The sequence below is a fragment of the Paraburkholderia sp. 2C genome, from assembly GCF_054589215.1.
This window is the reverse complement of the sequence record NZ_BAAILL010000015.1, coordinates 94657-112846: the sequence shown is the minus strand read 5'-3', so window position 1 is coordinate 112846 and position 18190 is coordinate 94657. Positions and strand designations below refer to the sequence as shown.

15 protein-coding genes and 2 pseudogenes are annotated in these 18190 nt (G+C 64.7%); 11 read left to right on the top strand and 6 right to left on the bottom strand.

Translation table 11 applies throughout. The features are described from left to right. Positions 1–180: 180 nt before the first annotated feature. Entirely contained in the window at positions 181–1317 is a 1137-nt protein-coding gene (locus ACYPXD_RS03815) for an AI-2E family transporter (RefSeq protein ID WP_459707628.1), read from the bottom strand. 246 nt (positions 1318–1563) lie between these two features. Between ACYPXD_RS03815 and ACYPXD_RS03810 the strand changes: the two genes are divergently transcribed. The 4 genes and pseudogenes from ACYPXD_RS03810 to ACYPXD_RS03795 form a co-directional block, all read left to right on the top strand. Continuing rightward, positions 1564–2778, top strand: coding sequence for a DUF2863 family protein (locus ACYPXD_RS03810; protein WP_219799638.1), 1215 nt, complete (start codon positions 1564–1566; stop codon positions 2776–2778). A 223-nt stretch (positions 2779–3001) separates the two neighbouring features. Beyond that, positions 3002–3934 (top strand): annotated as a pseudogene (locus ACYPXD_RS03805) (LuxR C-terminal-related transcriptional regulator); the annotation flags it as partial. Positions 3935–4214: 280 nt separating this feature from the next. Further along, positions 4215–4889, top strand: coding sequence for an energy-coupling factor ABC transporter permease (locus ACYPXD_RS03800; RefSeq protein WP_459707625.1), 675 nt, complete (start codon positions 4215–4217; stop codon positions 4887–4889). Positions 4890–5122: 233 nt separating this feature from the next. Next, positions 5123–5743: pseudogene (locus ACYPXD_RS03795) on the top strand (BspC domain-containing protein); the annotation flags it as partial. A 205-nt stretch (positions 5744–5948) separates the two neighbouring features. Here the strand turns inward: ACYPXD_RS03795 and ACYPXD_RS03790 are convergent. Both ACYPXD_RS03790 and yaaA read right to left on the bottom strand, forming a co-directional pair. Beyond that, entirely contained in the window at positions 5949–7166 is a 1218-nt protein-coding gene (locus ACYPXD_RS03790) for a M14 family metallopeptidase (protein WP_459707623.1), read from the bottom strand. Positions 7167–7224: 58 nt separating this feature from the next. Further along, positions 7225–8007 carry a peroxide stress protein YaaA gene (gene yaaA, locus ACYPXD_RS03785; RefSeq protein ID WP_459707620.1) on the bottom strand — a complete coding sequence of 261 codons (783 nt, stop codon included), beginning with the start codon at positions 8005–8007 and terminating at the stop codon, positions 7225–7227. A 193-nt stretch (positions 8008–8200) separates the two neighbouring features. Between yaaA and ACYPXD_RS03780 the strand changes: the two genes are divergently transcribed. Then, entirely contained in the window at positions 8201–8677 is a 477-nt protein-coding gene (locus ACYPXD_RS03780; RefSeq protein ID WP_459707651.1) for a putative toxin-antitoxin system toxin component, PIN family, read from the top strand. Positions 8678–8759: 82 nt separating this feature from the next. Then, the gene (locus tag ACYPXD_RS03775) at positions 8760–9932 is read left to right on the top strand and encodes a pyridoxal phosphate-dependent aminotransferase (protein WP_459707618.1); all 1173 of its coding nucleotides are present in this window, start codon (positions 8760–8762) and stop codon (positions 9930–9932) included. Between the two features lie 24 nt (positions 9933–9956). Here ACYPXD_RS03775 and ACYPXD_RS03770 read toward each other — a convergent pair whose 3' ends face one another. Next, positions 9957–10607, bottom strand: a complete 651-nt coding sequence (locus ACYPXD_RS03770) for a glutathione S-transferase family protein (protein WP_459707616.1) — start codon at positions 10605–10607, stop codon at positions 9957–9959. 265 nt (positions 10608–10872) lie between these two features. Between ACYPXD_RS03770 and ACYPXD_RS03765 the strand changes: the two genes are divergently transcribed. The 5 genes from ACYPXD_RS03765 to ACYPXD_RS03745 all read left to right on the top strand — a co-directional run bounded on the left by ACYPXD_RS03765 (position 10873) and on the right by ACYPXD_RS03745 (position 16477). Beyond that, a complete protein-coding gene (locus ACYPXD_RS03765; RefSeq protein ID WP_459707648.1) occupies positions 10873–12399 on the top strand; it encodes a 3-hydroxyacyl-CoA dehydrogenase in 1527 nt (508 codons plus the stop codon). Continuing rightward, entirely contained in the window at positions 12396–13184 is a 789-nt protein-coding gene (locus ACYPXD_RS03760) for an oxepin-CoA hydrolase, alternative type (protein WP_459707613.1), read from the top strand. Before ACYPXD_RS03765 ends, ACYPXD_RS03760 begins: the two co-directional genes overlap by 4 nt. Before the next feature lie 26 nt (positions 13185–13210). Further along, a complete protein-coding gene (locus ACYPXD_RS03755) occupies positions 13211–13930 on the top strand; it encodes a histidine phosphatase family protein (protein ID WP_459707611.1) in 720 nt (239 codons plus the stop codon). Positions 13931–14073: 143 nt separating this feature from the next. Continuing rightward, positions 14074–15180: a phosphotransferase gene (locus ACYPXD_RS03750; protein WP_459707608.1), complete on the top strand. Its 1107-nt coding sequence runs from the start codon at positions 14074–14076 to the stop codon at positions 15178–15180. Positions 15181–15226: 46 nt separating this feature from the next. Then, on the top strand, positions 15227–16477 hold the full coding sequence (locus tag ACYPXD_RS03745; RefSeq protein ID WP_459707605.1) for an acyl-CoA dehydrogenase family protein: 1251 nt from the start codon (positions 15227–15229) through the stop codon (positions 16475–16477). A gap of 21 nt (positions 16478–16498) precedes the next feature. On the opposite strand, the gene ACYPXD_RS03740 is transcribed toward ACYPXD_RS03745, so the two are convergent. Then, positions 16499–16957 carry a MaoC family dehydratase gene (locus ACYPXD_RS03740; protein ID WP_459707602.1) on the bottom strand — a complete coding sequence of 153 codons (459 nt, stop codon included), beginning with the start codon at positions 16955–16957 and terminating at the stop codon, positions 16499–16501. A gap of 40 nt (positions 16958–16997) precedes the next feature. Continuing rightward, positions 16998–18185 carry an acyl-CoA dehydrogenase family protein gene (locus ACYPXD_RS03735; RefSeq protein ID WP_459707599.1) on the bottom strand — a complete coding sequence of 396 codons (1188 nt, stop codon included), beginning with the start codon at positions 18183–18185 and terminating at the stop codon, positions 16998–17000. Positions 18186–18190 lie beyond the last annotated feature (5 nt).

Here is an 18190-nt window from a genome sequence, read left to right as displayed (position 1 = left end):
ACAGGTTTTTAACTTCCTTCCACCCTGCCAGACCCCGCGAAAGCCCCGCCATGACTGGCGATCCCGCCTGCTTCGTTTCCCCGCGCTTTCGTCAACTGCGCCTCACAAAGACGCCGCTCGAAGCGCGAAAGACGGCGATTCTAGCCACTCGGCAAAGCACGTGCAAGTGAAAAACGCGTTTTATTTTCCGGGCGCCTTTTCGACTTCGCGAGAAGCCCCCTGCGCATCCGCCGAAGCGGCCGCGGACTCGCTCGCGACCACGCCCCGCGCGCCCGTCGCACCCACGGTCCAGTCGCGCAGCACCGTATAGGCAACGGCCAGCAGCGTCGGCCCGATAAACACGCCGAGAAAACCGAACGCAAACGCGCCGCCGAGAATCCCGAGCATCACGAGGATCAATGGCATGTCGCTGCTCTTGCCGATCAGGATCGGCTTGACCACGTTATCGGACATGCCGACCACGACCACGCCCCAGACGACCAGGAAAATCGCCCACCCCGTGTCGCCCATGTGATAGAGCCAGATTGCCGCAGGCAACCAGACGACGACGGGCCCACCCGGTATCACCGACAGGAAGAACGTCGCGAGCCCGAGCAGCGCCGGCGCCGGGACGCCGGAAATCCAGCAGCCGAAGCCCGCCAGCACGCCTTGCACGAGCGCCGTGCCGAGAATGCCGTAGACCACGCCCTTCACCGTGCTGCCCGCGAGCGCGAGCAGATAGTCGGCACGCTCGCCGGCCACGCGCCGCATGCCGGCATTGAGCCACGCGGCCGCACCCTCGCCGCCGGTGTAGAAAAAGAACGCGAGAATGATGCTGAGCGCGAGCAGCCCGAGCCCGTGCGTCACGGCGAGCGCCGCCGCGAGAATCCATTTGCCGGCCGGCGCGGCCAGCGTGCGCAGTTGCGCCGCCATCTCGGAGCTGCTGCTCGTCACGCGCTCCCAGAACGCTTCGATGTTCTCGCCGACGAGCGGAATATGCGCGACCCAAGGCGGCAGATCGGGCAGCCCCCCATCGAAGGCGCGCTGCACGAACGCCGTGATATCGCGGGCATGCGCGCCGAATGCGAAGCCCGCATAGACAAATGGCCCGAGCACGACGATCAGGATCACCAGCACCATCAGCGTCGCGGCCCATTTGCGCCGCCCGCCGAGCGCGGCGGTCAGTTTGCAGTACAGCCCCCACGAGCTGAAGCTCAGAATCGCGCCCCACAGCAGCGCGGTTGTGAAAGGTGCGAGTACGAGCAGCGATCCGCCGACCAGGATGATCAGCGCAAACACGGCCGCGAGTCGCTCGATAAGCTGGTCCGATTTCACCATGAGGCTCTCCCTATGCCAGACCACGGCGACAGACGTCGGTGCAACGCAAAGCCCGCCCAGTCAGTATAGGAGAGCGCTGCGGCACGTCATTTCGCGCGACATCCGGTCGTCGCCGTCCGTCCCCATCTTTTAGCCGCCTGCAATCCTTCGCAATGCAGACCGCGAGCGGCATCATGTGCATCCTGAACATATCGCGCAATATAAAGGACTAGAATATATGGTTCTCTGCACACAACCTTCGGATTTATGCGCTCGCGAATAGCCAAACGCCTCCCTCCCGATGCCGACAAGCTCGTCGGTCTGTCGCTTGCCCTGTTCGCATCGGGCAGCCGCACTGAAGACCGTTTCTGGGAAGCGAAACTCGACGCCATGCTTGCGAAGATCGTTCGCAACGGCAACCAGACGACGCTCGACGCCGCCCTCGACCATCTGCAGCAGAATCACCCGGACGCGTACGGCGCGCTCGCCGATATGGCCGAGACGCACAGCGAGTCGCTCATGGTCGAGCACGAGGGCGCCACCTACGAAGCGTTGCTGATCGCGGCGCCCGTGCTCGCGTGGACCCGTTATGCGATTCCATCGGGCGCGTTGAAGGGCGAAGCATCCGATGCATTGCGCGCGCATCTGCAGGCGCATGTCCTTGCCGCCGGCACGCGCGTCGCCATGGCGCCGTTTCTCTACAGCATCGACCAGTTGCCGCGCCATCACGTCGAAACCTGGCGGCTCGCGCAGCAGCTCACGCAAGCCGCCATGAGCGGCGGCAATGCGAAGATCAACTTCGGCGAGTTGCCGGAAACTTCGCCTATTCTCGCGGACCCGCGTTTCCTGCTTGCGGTGGTCGCCGCGCCCGTCGGCGCGCCGGTGTTCCGCTGGCAGGAAGAAGAGCACGGCACGCGCATCGAGCGCGGCCAGTGTCTCGAACAATGGGCCGCGCAAGGCGGCGCAAACCTGTCGGTCGTGCTGCCTGGCTGCGAGTTCGAATGCCTGCTGCCCGATGCGTACTACTCCGCATGCCGCGACGCGGACGAACGTGTGCGCCCGCACACCGTTCGCACAGCGGTGCGATATCTGTTCGACACGATCGGCACGGCGCCGCAGGAACTGCGCGCCGTGGTCGCCGGCTTCGGCGAGCGGCGCATCGACGAATACCGGATCGGCTTTACGCGGCGCGGCAGCAACGACGTGATCTACGGCGTCGTATGGCCGCTCTACGGCCGCGAAAACGGCGACCCGGGCATCGATGAAGAACCGCAGGAACCCGGCACGGAAGAGGGTCCGCTCGAAGAAATCGTCGCGCTGCTGAAGGAAACCGGCGTGACCGAAATCCGCCGCCATGCAGGGCGCTTCGAACCCGAGTACTGCGACGACTGCGGCGTACCGCTTTATGCGGATCCGCTCGGCGAAATCGTTCATGCAGAAATGCCTGAGGACGCAGAGCCCGCACAGCCGCATTTTCACTGACTGCGCACACTGTTCTTAAGAACACGTCCCCAAAGCCGATCAAGCCCCGCCCAGCGCGGGGCTTTTTTCATTTTTGTGCGCTGATCCTATGCCTATCGGACAGGCGGTCATCCGTTAAGGAATTTGTCATTATCGGATTGGTGGGTGACGCATCGCCGCGCAACAGTCTCTAACGTTTCGTGCGCATCGCGGCACCTCGATCGACACATCAGGAGGCATGGCAATGCGTTTTTCGCTTCTCAACTCAGACGCCGAACGGCGCGAAGGGCTCAAGGCACTGCTGCGGCAGATCGACCGGAAAGCCCGTTTCAACGAAGCTCAAGACTGGCGTCAGGCCGACCGCGTCCTGCGGCGGCATCCGCCGGAACTGCTCGTCATCGACTGGCAGGACTGGATGACGATCAGGGATGCACGCGGGCTCTTTGCGGATCATCCGCACGTGCCGGTGGCCGTGCTCGTCGACGACACGTCGCCGGATTGCGTGCGCGACCTCGTCGAGACAGGCGTGCTCGGCGTGATTCCGCGCTCGACCGATCCGCGCCTGATCGTTCGGGCGCTCGAACTCGTGCTGCTGGGCGGGTACTACATTCCGCCTGGCGCGCTCGCCATCGTGTCTCCGGCGCCACCCTCCGTGCAAACCCCGCCGCCGGATCCCTCTGACGAAGTGGCGGCCGCACTCGCCGAGGCCATGTTGCCTCCGCTCTCCGACGATGTGCCGCGGCGCCTCGAACTCGTCCCGGCGCCGGCGCGGCGCACGCGCTTCGCCGGCGGCCTGTCGCCTCGACAGGAACAGATCATGCGGTGCGTGCACATGGGCAGCACGAACAAGATGATCGCCCGCGCCCTCGGCATCAGTGAGGGGACAGTGAAAATACATCTGGCCAGCATCTTCCAGCAACTGGGCGCGCCGAATCGCGCGGCCGCGGTCGCAATCTACAACGGATGGCTCAATGCACAGCTCGAGGTGCTGCGCACGAGCGAGGAGAGCGCGGAACGCCCCGTGCGCGGGCAGCCCGGCATCGTCCCGCTGCGCCGCCGCGCGCGCCGCAAGTTCAAATATCCGTTGCCTGCGAACGACACTGCGACGCCATTGCCGATGGCAGCCGAAGCCACGGAGCCATTCAGCGAGTCATCCGGTGAACTCCGCGGCGAACCCCGCGGTGAGCCTCTCAGTGAGCCCTGCAGTGAACCTTGCAGTGAGCCCCGCGGTGAACCTTGCACCGAGCCCCGCGACAATGCGCCCCCCTCCCCGGAGGCCGCCGCAAGCCCCGCCGCGCCGCCGGAACCGGATACCGACGCCGCCGGTACAGGGGGCCACGAAGCAGACCATCCCGCACCCGAACGCGCACCGAAAGGCGAAGCGACGGATGCCCCGCGCGACGACTGGCACGGAATCCGCTCACACGTTTCGCCGCCCAACGAGTAATATGAGACATATGGGTTTCCTCTATACTCCGCTTCCGCTATGGGTCGCTGTCGGTGGCTGGATCGCCGCTGTGGCGCTGCTCGCGCTCGCGTTGTTGAAGAACCCTTTCAAACGTCTTCAGGACTCGGTGCTCCAGCATGTGTGGCTCGCGATCATCGTCGCGGTGTCGGTGCTGTGGGCAAGCAACGCATGGCTCGAGGACGGCACCGTGCTGCATCTGCTCGGTGCCACGCTCGTCGTCACGCTATTCGACTGGGCGCTCGCGCTGCTGGCCATGGCCGCCGTGGCCGGCCTCGCGGCGCTCGTGTTCGATGCGCCGTGGCAAGGCATCGCGCTCACGTTTCTGATCTTCGGCGCGTTGCCGGTCGGCGTGTCCGCGCTGTTGCAGCGCATCTCCAAGGCATGGCTGCCGCGCAACCTCTTCATGTTCATCTTCGGGCATGGCTTCGTGTCGCCGGCCATCGCGGTCACGGTCGCATCGGCTGCCGCGCTGGCCACGCACATCGGCCTGTCCGACGGCTCGCCGAAGGTGATCCCGGCTGGCTACGCGTTCAGCGTATTCCTGCTCGCGTCAGGCGAAGCGTGGTTCACGGGCATGGCCACCGCGCTGATTGCCGTCTACCGGCCTGCGTGGGTCACGACCTACGACGTGCGCCGCTATCGTCTCGGCGGCCCGCGCACCTGACCCCCCGGGCGCACCCGCTACGTGATCGCGGCCAGGTCACGACGATGCAAAATATTTGTGTCACGATTGAACTCAGTTCGGTATCAGCGCATCTTATTCGGCTGATGTCATGAATCGTTCCGCCGTTTTTCGCAGTTTTTCGCCAGTTTTTGTTTGTCAGTTTCGTGTTCTGTTGCGTTCCGATTGCGCGTCTTACGCGCCGCGCGCGTGACAGACGCGTCATTCATTACAAGATGGATCGCACCAACGTACCGCGCCGCTTGCTGCGGTTGGTCGGCCGGATCGCGGTATGGGTGGTGGGCGTAGCGCTCGCCTCTCCCACGCTCGCGTTGGCCGATCAGCTCGAGCAACACAATCAGCTCGTCAATCAGTTCGTCAACGACATGCATGCCGATCCGCTCGTGGCGGACTGCGCCGCGCACGGCAGCTTTGTCGCGAGCACGTCGACCGCCTTCGACCGCGTCGAATTCCCGCCCACCGCATTCGACACGGTGCACTCGTCGGTCACGCCGTGGAACGACTCATTCGACGAACGCAAACAGCGCGTGAAGGTCGACAGCGTCGTGACCGTCGATGGCCTCGGCATTCCGACGAACGGCGGCGATCCGAACGAATTGCACTTCCGCTGCGGCTATGTCGGCACGCAGATGCTCGCGTTCTCGTGGAACGACCCGGTGCCGCCGTTGCGGCCGGCGGCCCGCAGCGAGGCAGCGCCGGGCGTGGCAAGCGCGCACGGCAGGCCGGTGACACGCGGCCATGCATTGTCGACGAAAAAATCCGTGGGGAAGGCGTCGAAGAAAGGCTCGACGACCAAAGGCGGAAAATCCGCGGCGAAGTCCGGCACGGCCAAGTCCGGCACGGCCAAGTCGGGCACAGCCAAGTCGGGCACGGCCAAGTCCGGTACGACGAAGTCGAACGTGAAGTCCGCGGGGAAAGCGGCCAGCAAAACCCCGGCGGCAAAATCGACGGCGACGCACAAGACGACGTCGACGAAGAAGAAGCCTTGATCGCACGCGCCGCCGGCGGCATGCATGCTTGCCGGCCAGCGCCGATCCGTTGCTACGCAAACGCCTCCACATGCCGCAAGATCGCATGCAGCATCGCCGCGCCGAGTGCCGCGCTGCGCTCGCCGTTCCAGCCGACGCGTTCGTCGGGCAGATTCGCGTTGTCCTTGAACGGCATCTCGAGCGTCAGTGACAGACACCCGAACTCGTTGCCGATAAATTTCGACGCGAGCCGCAGCGCATCCTGCCGGTACTTGCTCGACTCGTAGCCGTACTTGTCCTGAAAGTCGGGACTCGCCTGCTTGAACGCTTCGATAAACGCCGTCTGCTCGCGCGCCTGGCGCTCGGTGAAGCCCGGCAGCATCTCGGAGCCCGCGACGAACACATACGGCAGCGCTTCGTCGCCATGAATATCGAAGAACAGATCGCAGCCGGTCGCGCGAATCGCATCGCGCACCACGAGCACTTCGGGGCTGCGCGCCGCATCGGGGTCCATCCACTCGCGATTCAGATTCGCGCCGGCCGCATTGGTGCGCAGGTTGCCGTGCACGCTGCCGTCGGGGTTCATATTCGGCACGATGTAGAACACCGCATGGTCGTAGAGCTTGCGCGCGACCGGGTCGCCGGCCCAGTCGCCCCAGCCCGCGAGCCGCTTGACGAGTCCTTCGACGAACCATTCGGCCATCGTTTCGCCCGGATGCTGGCGGGCGATGATCCAGATGCGTTTCTTTTTTGCGCGGGCGCCGGTGCCAGCCGCGACGCCCGCGCCCGCGTTCGCAGCGGCCAACACAGCAGCCGCATCCTCGTCTTCAGGCGTCCCCAGCCTCAGCATCGAAACCGGCCGCCCTTCGACGCTCTTGCCGAGCTCCGTCAGCGTCGCATGCGGCATCTGCTGGACCGCGCCGAGAAACTCCGAATGCCGCTCCTCGCTATACGGCTCGAAGTACGCGTAGTAGATACGATCGAACTCGGGCGTGTGATCGATCGTCAGCACGCGGCCGTCGTAGGTGGTCGGCACGCGAAACCAGTTCACGCGATCGTAGCTCGCCATCGCGTGATAGTTGCGCCAGCCTTCCGCGAACGCGCATTCGCCGGCGTTCTCGAACTTCATCACGCAGCGCTCGCCGCGCGCGCCCGACAGGCGAAAGTAGAACCATTGCGCGAATTCCGCGTGGCTGTCGCGACGCACGCGCAAACGGATATCATCGGCGTGCTCGCATGACAGCACGTCGACTGCGCCGGCGTCGAAGTTGCTCGTGATCGAAAGCGTCATCGTGTGTTCCCGCCTTGTTTACGCTACGGCTGTTTGCATGATCACCCCAGGCGGCCCGTCAGCTGGCGACGCGCCGGCGAAAAACGTAGGTGGCATCGTTCGACGCCCCGGCATCGAACGCATAGCCCTCTGAATCGAAGTCCTTGAGACCCGCGGGCTCGGCGATCCGGTGTTCGACCGCAAAGCGCGCCATCAACCCGCGCGCACGCTTCGCGTGAAAGCTGATCACCTTGTATTGCCCGCCCTTCCAGTCTTCGAACACCGTCGTGACGACCGGCGCCTCGAGCAGCTTCGGCTTGACCGACCGGAAATATTCATTCGACGCGCAATTGACCAGCACGCGCGACGCGCCTCTCGCGCGCTTGAGCTGCGCGTTCAACGCCTGCGTGATGCGCTCGCCCCAGAACGCATACAGGTCCTTCCCGCGTGCGTTGGCGAATGGCGTGCCCATCTCGAGCCGGTACGGTTGCAGCAGGTCGAGCGGACGCAGCAGTCCATAGAGACCCGACAGCACGCGCACGTGATGCTGCGCATAGTCGAGATCGGCCGCCGACAGCGTGCGCGCGTCGAAGCCTTCGTAGACGTCGCCATTGAACGCGAGCACGGCCTGCTTCGCGTTGTGCTGGCTAAAACGCGGCGACCAGTCGGCGTAACGCTGGAAATTGAGTTGCGCGAGCGGATCGGAAATGTCCATCAGCGACGCGATCTGCTGCGGTGACAGCCGGCGCAAACCGCCGATCAGCTCGGCGGCATCGTCGACGAAATCGGGAATCGTGTGCTTGCTGACGTGCGGCGGGGTTTCGTAGTCGAGCGATTTCGCCGGCGACAGAACGATTATCATAGAGGCTTTCAGGCACACCCGTGCCTGGCGGTCAAAGACGAAAGCCCGATTGTAGCGAATGTAACGCATGCCCGGTTCCCCTGCCCCGCGCCCTGCGCCTGTTGCGCCGTCGTCCGCCGCGTCCGCCGCGGCGTCTGCTTCGGCATCGGCCGACGCGCCGCAGCAACGACATGTGCCGCACGATGTGCCGGACATGGTGCCGCGAATCGTGCTCGACTCGAACGTGTGGATCGACATCCTCGTGTTCGACGATCCGCACGCGCGCCCGATCCGCGCCGCGCTCGAACGCGGCGCGCTGTGCGCGCTGATCGATGCGCGCTGCCACGGCGAACTGGCCTATGTGCTCGACTACCCGCAGTTTGCGAAGCGCGCGATCGATAAACCGGCGGCGCTCGACACGCTAGCCCGCTTGACCCATCTGATCGAACCGCCCGCGCCCGACGACAACGACACCGCCGCCATCAAGCCACTGCCGCAATGCAAGGACCGCGACGACCAGAAGTTCATCGAACTCGCGCACCGCAGCCGCGCGCAGTGGCTCGTATCGAAAGACCGCGCGGTGCTGAAGCTCGCGCGCCGCGTCGAACGCGACTTCGGTTTCAGGATCGCGCAGCCGGCCAGATTCGTCGAAGCGTGTTTGTTGCACGACGAAGCGCCCGCTCCCGCATAACGACCCAACCAGCCGCATACCGACGTCTCGCCCGCTCAACCTCGCCCCTCAACCCTTTTGCTCACGCTTTTCGGACAGCGCCATGAATGCACCGAACGACACGCCCGTCACGCCTTCGTTTCCGTCCCGCCTGCCGAACGTCGGCACCACGATCTTCACCGTGATGAGCGCGCTCGCAGTCGAAAAGAACGCGGTCAATCTGGGCCAGGGCTTTCCGGACTTCGAATGCGACCCGCGCATTATCGATGCGGTCACGGACGCGATGCGCACGGGCCATAACCAGTACCCGCCGATGGCCGGCATCGCGCCGCTGCGCGAAGCGATCGCGGAGAAAATCGCGAACCTGTATGGCCGCCGCTACGATGCGGCGAGCGAAATCACGGTGACGGCGGGCGCGACGCAGGCGCTCCTGACCGCGATTCTTTGCGCCGTGCATCCGGGCGATGAAGTGATCGTGATCGAGCCGACTTACGACAGCTACCTGCCGTCGATCGAACTCGCGGGCGGCAAGCCCGTGTTCGTCACGCTCGAAGCGCCCGACTACGCGATTCCGTTCGACAGGCTCGCCGCCGCCATCACGCCGAAGACGCGGCTCATTCTGATCAACACGCCGCACAATCCGACCGGCACCGTCTGGCGCGCCGACGATATGCGCAAGCTCGAAGCGATCGTGCGCGGCACCAACGTATTAGTCGTATCCGACGAAGTCTACGAGCACATGGTGTACGACGGCGCGCCGCACGAAAGCGTCGCGCGCTATCCGGAGCTTGCGCAACGCAGCTTCGTCGTGTCGAGCTTTGGCAAGACCTATCACGTAACAGGCTGGAAGGTCGGCTATGTCGCGGCGCCGGCGGCGCTGACAGCCGAGTTCCGCAAGGTTCACCAGTTCAACGTGTTCACCGTGAATACGCCGATGCAGCTGGGCCTCGCGCACTATATGCAGGACCCGGCGCCGTACCTCGACCTGCCCGCGTTCTATCAGCACAAACGCGACTATTTCCGCGCGGGCCTCGCGAATTCGCGTTTCCGCCTGCTGCCGTGCACGGGCACCTATTTCCAGTGCGTCGATTATTCGGCGATCAGCGATCTGCCCGAAGCCGAATTCGCGCAGTGGCTGACGCGTGAAATCGGTGTCGCGGCAATTCCGGTTTCGGCGTTCTATCACGAGCCGCATGAATCGGGCGTCGTGCGCTTCTGCTTTGCGAAGAAGGAAGAGACGCTCGCCACGGCGCTCGAACGCCTCGCGCGTCTCTGATACGGCAGACGCGACACGCACGCGTTATGTTTTGCGCGTCGCGTCCATATACGCCTTGCGATCGGCCGTCACGCGCCCGGCGGCCGGGCGTACATTGATGGCGTTCCAATAGCTTTTCCAGTCGATACCCGCATCGACGAGAAAGTCGCGGCCATACACTTGCCGCGTCGCGAGACCGACGAGCGGCAGATGCACGAAGCCGCTGAAATCGGCCACGCTGAATCGATCGCCGCGCAGATACGGTCCGAACTGCGCCAGACGCTTGAACCCGCCGATATAACGCGTCAGCAGCTTCTCAACGCGCCCTTTCGTCGCATCGGTGACCGTGCCGCCGAAAAACGCCTGCTTGTACAGATTGCGCGCGGTCAGTTCGAGATGCACGTCGACGAACAGCATCATCTCGCGCTCTTTCGCCGCTTCCCAAGGATCGCGCGAGAAAATCGCCTTCTCCGGATAGCACGCGGCGAGGTACTCGATAATCGCCTGCGATTCGCAGAGGCTGCCGTGTTCCGTGATGACGAACGGCACCTTGCCGAGCGGCGAGTGTGCGAGCATCGCATCGTCGTCCTGACTCGCAAGCACCGTCTCTTCGATAAAAGGGATCTCGTGTTCGAGTAGCGCAAATTTGACTTTGTTGTAATAGTTGGACAGCGAGAAACCGCATAGCCTGATCATTCGATGTCTCCCTTTATCGTCATTTATCGTCAGGCATCGAAACTGCCTGCGTCGCGATATCCACTGCGTCACGCCCGATATGTCGTCGCGCGACGCTGAAGCGTTCTGAAACCGCCATCGCCGGGTACGGCCGTGCTATTTTAAGGGAACCATGGAGACAAACGACGCAATGACTCCCCTCCCCCGCGAGAACGGTCACGACGGTCGCAATGGTCGCAATGGCCATAACGGCATCGAGACCATCGGCGTCGTCGGCGCCGGCGCGATGGGCCGCGGCATCGCGCAAATCGCCGCGCTCGCCGGGCTCAACGTGCGCCTGTTCGATACCAACGCGTCTGCGGTGACGGCGGCGCGCGACTACCTTGCCGATACATTCGCGAAACTGACCGCAAAAGGCAAGCTCGACGATATCGCCGCGCGTGCTGCGCTCGCCAAGGTATCGGGCGCGCAAGCGCTCGCGGAATTTGCCGACTGCGATCTCGTCATTGAAGCCATCGTCGAAAAGCTCGACGCCAAGCGCGCGCTGTTTCGCGAGCTCGAGTCGATCGTCGGCGGCCGCTGTGTACTGGCGTCGAATACGTCGTCGCTATCGATCACCGCGATCGCCGCGGGCTGCAACGATCCGTCGCGCGTGGCCGGCTATCACTTCTTCAATCCGGTGCCGCTGATGAAGGTCGTCGAAGTGATCGACGGTCTGCGCAGCGATCCGGCAGCCGGTGACGCGCTGATGGATCTCGCGCGCCGCATGGGCCACACGCCCGTGCGCGCGAAAGATATGCCCGGCTTTATCGTCAATCATGCGGGACGCGGCATGAATACCGAAGGCTTGCGCATCGCCGACGAAGGCGTCGCGAGCTTCGTCGACATCGATCGCATCATGCGCGAGCAGGCCGGCTTCCGGCTCGGGCCGTTCGAGTTGCTCGACCTGACGGCGCTCGACGTATCGCATCCGGTGATGGAATCGATCTATCACCAGTTCTACGAAGAGCCGCGCTTTACGCCGTCGCCGATTACCGCTACGCGCCTCGCGGGCGGATTGATCGGACGCAAGGCGGGCGAAGGGTTTTATCGCTATGTGGACGGCAAGCAGCAGGTGCCGCAGGAACCGCCCGCGCCGACGGCCGCCTTGCCGCAGCATGTCTGGATCAGCAAGCGGCACGCGCAGGCGCACGATGCGGTGCAGGCGCTCGTCGAGCAAGCCGGCGTCCCGCTCGACACGGGCGCGACGCCGGCCGCCGGTTCGCTGATCGTCGTCACGCCCTTCGGACTCGATGCAACGACGGCCGCGCTCGACGAACAACTCGATGCGACGCGCGTGGTCGCCGTCGATGCGCTGTTCCCGCTGTTTCCGTCCGCCGGCACGCCGCGCCGCACGCTGATGACCACGCCCGCCACGACGCGCGCCGCACGCGACGGCGCGCACGCGCTCTTTGCCGCCGATGGCGTGCCCGTCACCGTAATCCGCGATTCGGCGGGCTTCGTCGCGCAACGCGTCGTCGCGACGATCGTCAATATCGGCTGCGATATCGCCCAGCGGCGAATCGCGACGCCGCAGGACATCGACCTCGCCGTCATGCTCGGCCTCGGCTATCCGCGCGGCCCGCTTGCGCTCGGCGATGCGCTCGGCGCGCAAACCATCCTGACGATTTTGCACAACATGTACCGTGTGCTCGGCGACCCGCGCTACCGGCCTTCGCCGTGGCTCGCGCGCCGCGCGCAGCTCGGCCTGTCGCTGACGCAACCCGACGCCGCCGATACCGATACACCGCACTCCATGGAGCCACCGCAATGACCGCCGAACTGCTCGCCGCGCGCCCCGCCGAAAGCGAAACGACGCTCGTGCTGACACTGTCGAACCCCGGCGCGCGCAACGCGCTGCATCCGGATATGTACGCGGCCGGCATCGAAGCGATCGAAACGGCCGAACGCGACGCATCGGTGCGCGCGATCGTGCTGACCGGCGCCGATCAGTTCTTCTGCGCGGGCGGCAACCTGAACCGGCTGCTGGAAAACCGCGCGAAGGATCCGTCCGTGCAGGCGCGCAATATCGATCTGCTCGGCGAGTGGATCGCGACGCTGCAGGCATCGACCAAACCGGTCATCGCGGCCGTTGAAGGCACGGCGGCCGGCGCGGGCTTTTCGCTCGCGCTCGCATGCGACCTCATCGTCGCAGCCGACGATGCGAAATTCGTGATGTCGTATGCGCGCGTCGGCCTCACGCCCGACGGCGGCGGTTCGTGGTTTCTCACGCGCGCCTTGCCGCGTCAGGTGGCGACCGAAGTGCTGCTCGAGGGCAAACCGATCGGCGCGGCGCGTCTGCACGAACTGGGGGTGGTGAACCGGCTCGCGAAACCCGGCGCGGTGCGCGATGCGGCGCTTGCATGGGCCGACGAACTCGCCAGGCTGTCGCCGAATGCAACCACGCGCATCAAGGCGCTGATCGGCACGGCAGGCACACAGCCGCTCGACGCGCATCTGGCCACCGAGCGCGACAGCTTCGTTGCATCGCTCCACCATCGCGATGCACTCGAAGGCATCAGCGCGTTCCTCGAAAAACGCGCGCCCCTTTACAAATAACGCGGCGGGCTTTAGCGCTCGACACCATGCCTCAATATCAATTGCCGAAGCGCCGCCGCATTTACCTGATGCGGCATGGCGACGTCACCTACTTCGACGACTCGGGCCGCATGATCGACCCGGACACCGTACCGCTCAACGCGAACGGCCGCGAGCAGGCCAGCGCCGCGGGGCGCGCCTTCGCCGAACAGCAGATCCGCTTCGACCGCGTGATTGCCAGCGGCTTGCCGCGCACCGTCGAAACGGCTCAACGCGTGCTCGACGAAACGCGCCAGCCGATCGACATCGAGATCGAGCCCGCGTGGCTCGAAATCCGCGGCGGCAAACTCGGCGGTATTCCGGACACCGATATCGAAGCGGCGTTTCTCGGCATCTTCGATGGAATCGTCCCCGAGGGCACGCAGTTTCTCGGCGGCGAAACGATCGGCGCGCTGTTCGATCGGGTCCTGCCCGCGCTCGGCGCGCTGCGCGACGACAGGTCATGGGATTGCGTGCTGCTCGTGCTGCACGGCGGCGTCAACCGCGCGATCCTGTCGCATGCGATTTCCGCGGGCGGCCGCACGTTTTACGGGCATCTCTCGCAGGCGACGGGCTGCATCAATGCACTCGACGTCGGCGACGCGCCGCGCGACTGGGTGCTGCGTCTGATCAATCACTCACCGCCGTCGCCGCTGCACCGCGACATCCGCAATACGACGATGGAAATGCTGTACGCGCAGTTCAGCCAGTACAAGAAACCGGGTTAACGCATCCGACTGAGACGACGGTGCCGCACAATGCCGGATAAGCGACGGAGCAACGCCGAAGCGCTCACCCGGAGCAAGCGCGGCATCGAACCGGAGCAAGACGCAAAAAGCGCACACCCCGGCTGACCCGCCTGGAGGAGACAATGCCGCACACCACGACGCCCAACGCGGCGCCCGGCAGCACCGACTATTCCGCGTTCATCGGCACACGCCCGATGAACGACCAGCAGCGCGTCGACGCCAACGCACTCACCGCATGGCTTGCCGCGCATGTCGACGGCTTCGAAGGACCGCTCACGATCGAGCAGTTTGCCGGCGGCCAGTCGAACCCGACCTTCAAGCTGATCACGCCGTCGCGCGCATACGTGATGCGCGCGAAACCGGGCCCGGCGGCGAAGCTGCTGCCGTCGGCGCACGCGATCGAACGCGAATACCGCGTCATGCATGCGTTGCGCGCCTCCGAGGTGCCGGTCGCGCAGATGCTCGCGCTATGCGAAGACGAAAGCGTGATCGGCCGCGCGTTCTATGTGATGGCGTTTATCGACGGCCGCGTGCTGTGGGATCCGTCGCTGCCCGGCATGACAGGCGAACAGCGCGCCGCCATCTACGACGAGATGAACCGTGTAATCGCCGCGCTCCATAGCGTCGATGCGGCACGCGTCGGACTGGTCGACTACGGCAAGCCGGGCAACTACTTCGCGCGGCAAATCGGCCGCTGGAGCAAGCAATATCTTGCGTCGGAAACCGAGCCGATCGAGGCGATGCAACGGCTGATCGACTGGCTGCCGCGCCATATTCCAAACGAAAGCGCGGCGCACGTGTCGATCGTGCATGGCGATTACCGGCTCGACAATCTGATCTTCGATGCGCGGGAACCGCGCGTGCTAGCGGTACTCGATTGGGAGTTGTCGACGCTCGGCGATCCGCTCGCCGACTTCGCGTACCACTGCATGGCGTGGCATGTCGATCCCGCGCAGTTTCGCGGCATCGCGGGCCTCGACTGGTCCGCGCTCGGCATTCCCGACGAAGCCGCGTACGTGGACCGCTATTGCGCGCGCACCGGCTTCGAGATTCAAGGCGACTGGAACGTCTACCTTGCGTACAACATGTTCCGGATCGCCGCGATTCTGCAGGGAATCATGAAGCGCGTCGCCGACGGCACGGCGGCCAGCGCGCAGGCGCTCGATGCCGGCCGTCGCGCGCGGCCGATGGCTGAGCTCGCATGGCGTTACGCGCAAAAGGTGCGCTAACCGTGCAACTGGATGGGTCACCAGGTGGGCCACTAAAGAGGCGAACATGAATTTCGATTACACCCCGAAAGTGCAGGCGCTGCGCGAAAAACTGCTCGCCTTCTTCGACGAGCATATCTATCCGAACGAGCGCACGTTCGCTGCCGAGATCGCGCAGAACCGGCAGAACGGCAACGCGTGGGTGCCGACCGAACTCATCGAAACACTGAAGCAGCGGGCGCGCGAGGCGGGCCTGTGGAACCTCTTTTTGCCCGCTTCGCAGCGCGGCGCGGGACTCACGAACCTCGAATATGCGCCGCTATGCGAGATCATGGGCCGCGTGCCGTGGGCGCCCGAGGTGTTCAACTGCAATGCGCCCGACACCGGCAATATGGAAACGCTCGAGCGTTACGGTAGCGAAGAGAACAGGCGCGAATGGCTCGAGCCGCTGCTGCAAGGACAGATCCGTTCGGCATTTCTGATGACGGAGCCGGAGGTCGCCTCGTCGGATGCAACGAACATCCAGACACGCATCACGCGCGATGGCGACAGCTATGTCATCAACGGACACAAATGGTGGTCGTCGGGCGCAGGCGACCCGCGCTGCAAGCTCTTTATCGTGATGGGCAAGACCGACCCCGAGGCGCCGCGCCATCAGCAGCAGTCGATGATCCTCGTACCGTCGGACGCGACCGGCATTACCGTGCATCGGCCGCTGACGGTATTCGGCTACGACGATGCGCCGCACGGCCATATGGAGATCACGCTCGATCACGTGCGCGTGCCGGCGTCGAATCTGCTGCTCGGCGAGGGACGCGGCTTCGAGATCGCGCAGGGACGGCTCGGGCCGGGCCGCATTCACCACTGCATGCGGCTCATCGGTCTGGCGGAGCGCGCACTCGAACTGATGTCGAAGCGTGTGCTGCAGCGCGTCGCATTCGGCAAACCGATCGCCGCGCAGACGGTCACGCAGGAACGCATCGCCGAAGCGCGCTGCCTGATCGAGCAGGCGCGTCTGCTGACGCTGAAAACCGCCTACATGATGGACACGGTCGGCAACAAGGGCGCGCGCGGCGAGATCGCGATGATCAAGGTCGTCGCACCGAATATGGCCTGTCAGGTCATCGACTGGGCGATTCAGGCACACGGCGGGGCCGGCATGAGCGACGACTTTCCGCTCGCTTATGCCTATACGATCGCACGCTGGCTGCGTTTCGCCGATGGTCCCGACGAAGTGCATCGCAACGCGATCGCGAAGCTCGAGTTCGTGAAATACACGGAAGCGGCAGCCGGTGCGGGCGCGGGTTTGAACCGATAGGCGCGGTATCGGCGTCGGCCGTCATGCGGCCGGTGCCGGATGCCGCAAGCCGTAGATGCCTTTGACGTGGACGGTAATCACCGTCTCGCCGTGCTGATTGATGCCGCTCCATTGCGTCGTCACGATGCCGCGGTCGGGCTTGCTCGACGACACGCGCTTGTCGAGCACTGTCGACGTCATGCGGAGCGTGTCGCCGGCGCGCACAGGCTTGAGCCACCGGATGTCATCGATGCCGGGCGAGCCCATCGACGTCGAGCCGGCCAGCGCGTTGCGCACGAGCAGGCCCATCATCACGGAGCACGTATGCCAGCCGCTTGCAATCAGCGCGCCGAACGGCGACGCGGCCGCGGCTGCTTCGTCGACATGAAACGGCTGCGGATCGAACTGCTTCGCAAACGCGACAATCTCGTCGCGCGTGAAGGTGTGCTCGCCGATCTCGTATGTCCTGTTCACTTCGAAGTCTTCGTAGCTGATCCCCATGTCTCCCTCATGTGTGTGAACTGGAGTAGGCCTGCAGCGATCAATCAGGTTCTCGATCGACCGCATCGACCGCATCGACAGCGGCGAAACCCGGCAGCGCGGCGAACCGCGCGAGGTGATGGTCGACGTCGCCGAGCGTCGTTTCGATGATCGAAAGACGCTTGAACAGATGGGCTGCCATCACTTCGTTCGTCATGCCCATGCCGCCGTGCAACTGGATCGCCTGCTGGCCGACAAAGCGCGCGGTCTGGCCGATACGCGCCTTCGCTGCGGATACGGCGCGGCGCCGTTCGTCGTCATCGACGCTCGTTGCATAGCGGACCGCCGCCAGATAGGTGAGCGAGCGCGCCTGTTCGGTGTGAATCATCATATCGACCATCCGATGCTGCAGCGCCTGGAAGCGCGCGATCGGCATGCCGAACTGCTGGCGCGTTCTGGTGTATTCGACGGTTGCATGGTTCAGCGCATCGAGTGCGCCGAGCGCTTCCGCGCATAGCAGGACGGTGGCGTAGTCGGCGATGCGTTCGAGCGTCGCCGCGCCGGCGTATGCGGTGCTCTGAGCGCCGCCGGAGCCAAGCCGACGCGCAGGCGTTTGCGCGAATCTGAGCGTGGCGGCGCGCTGGCCATCGATGGTCCGATAATCGGTGACGTCGACGCCTGCCGCATCGCGGGCAACGATGAACAACGCGATTTCGCCGGCATCGTTGCGTGCGGGCACGATCCAATGATCGGCCTGCGCGCCGTGCTGTACGACCGACTTCATGCCGTCGAGCAGGGTTTGGTCGCCTTGCCGCGTGGCCTTCGTATCGACCGCAAACAGATCGTAGCGCGCATCCGGCTCGTGAAACGCAACCGCGAGTTTGAGTTCGCCTTGCGCGATCTTTTCGAGCAGCGCGTGGTCGTCTGCCGCGGCGCCACCGTCGCCGCCGGCAAGCCGCAGCGCCTCGACGCCTGCCATGGTCGCCCAGTACGGCTCGACCGCGAGCGCACGGCCCAACTCCTGCATCACGACCAACATATCGACGGCGTTGCCGCTAAATCCGCCGTGCGCTTCGGGCACCGGCAACGCAGTCAACCCGAGCCCGGCGAAGCCGGCCCAATGCGTGTCCGACACACCCGCGTCCGATTCGATGATCGCGCGGCGCGCAGCGAACCCATATTCCTTGTCCAGATACCGGCGCAGCGCGTTCGCGAGCTGCTGCTGTTCGTCGTTGAACGTGAAGTCCATGCGCC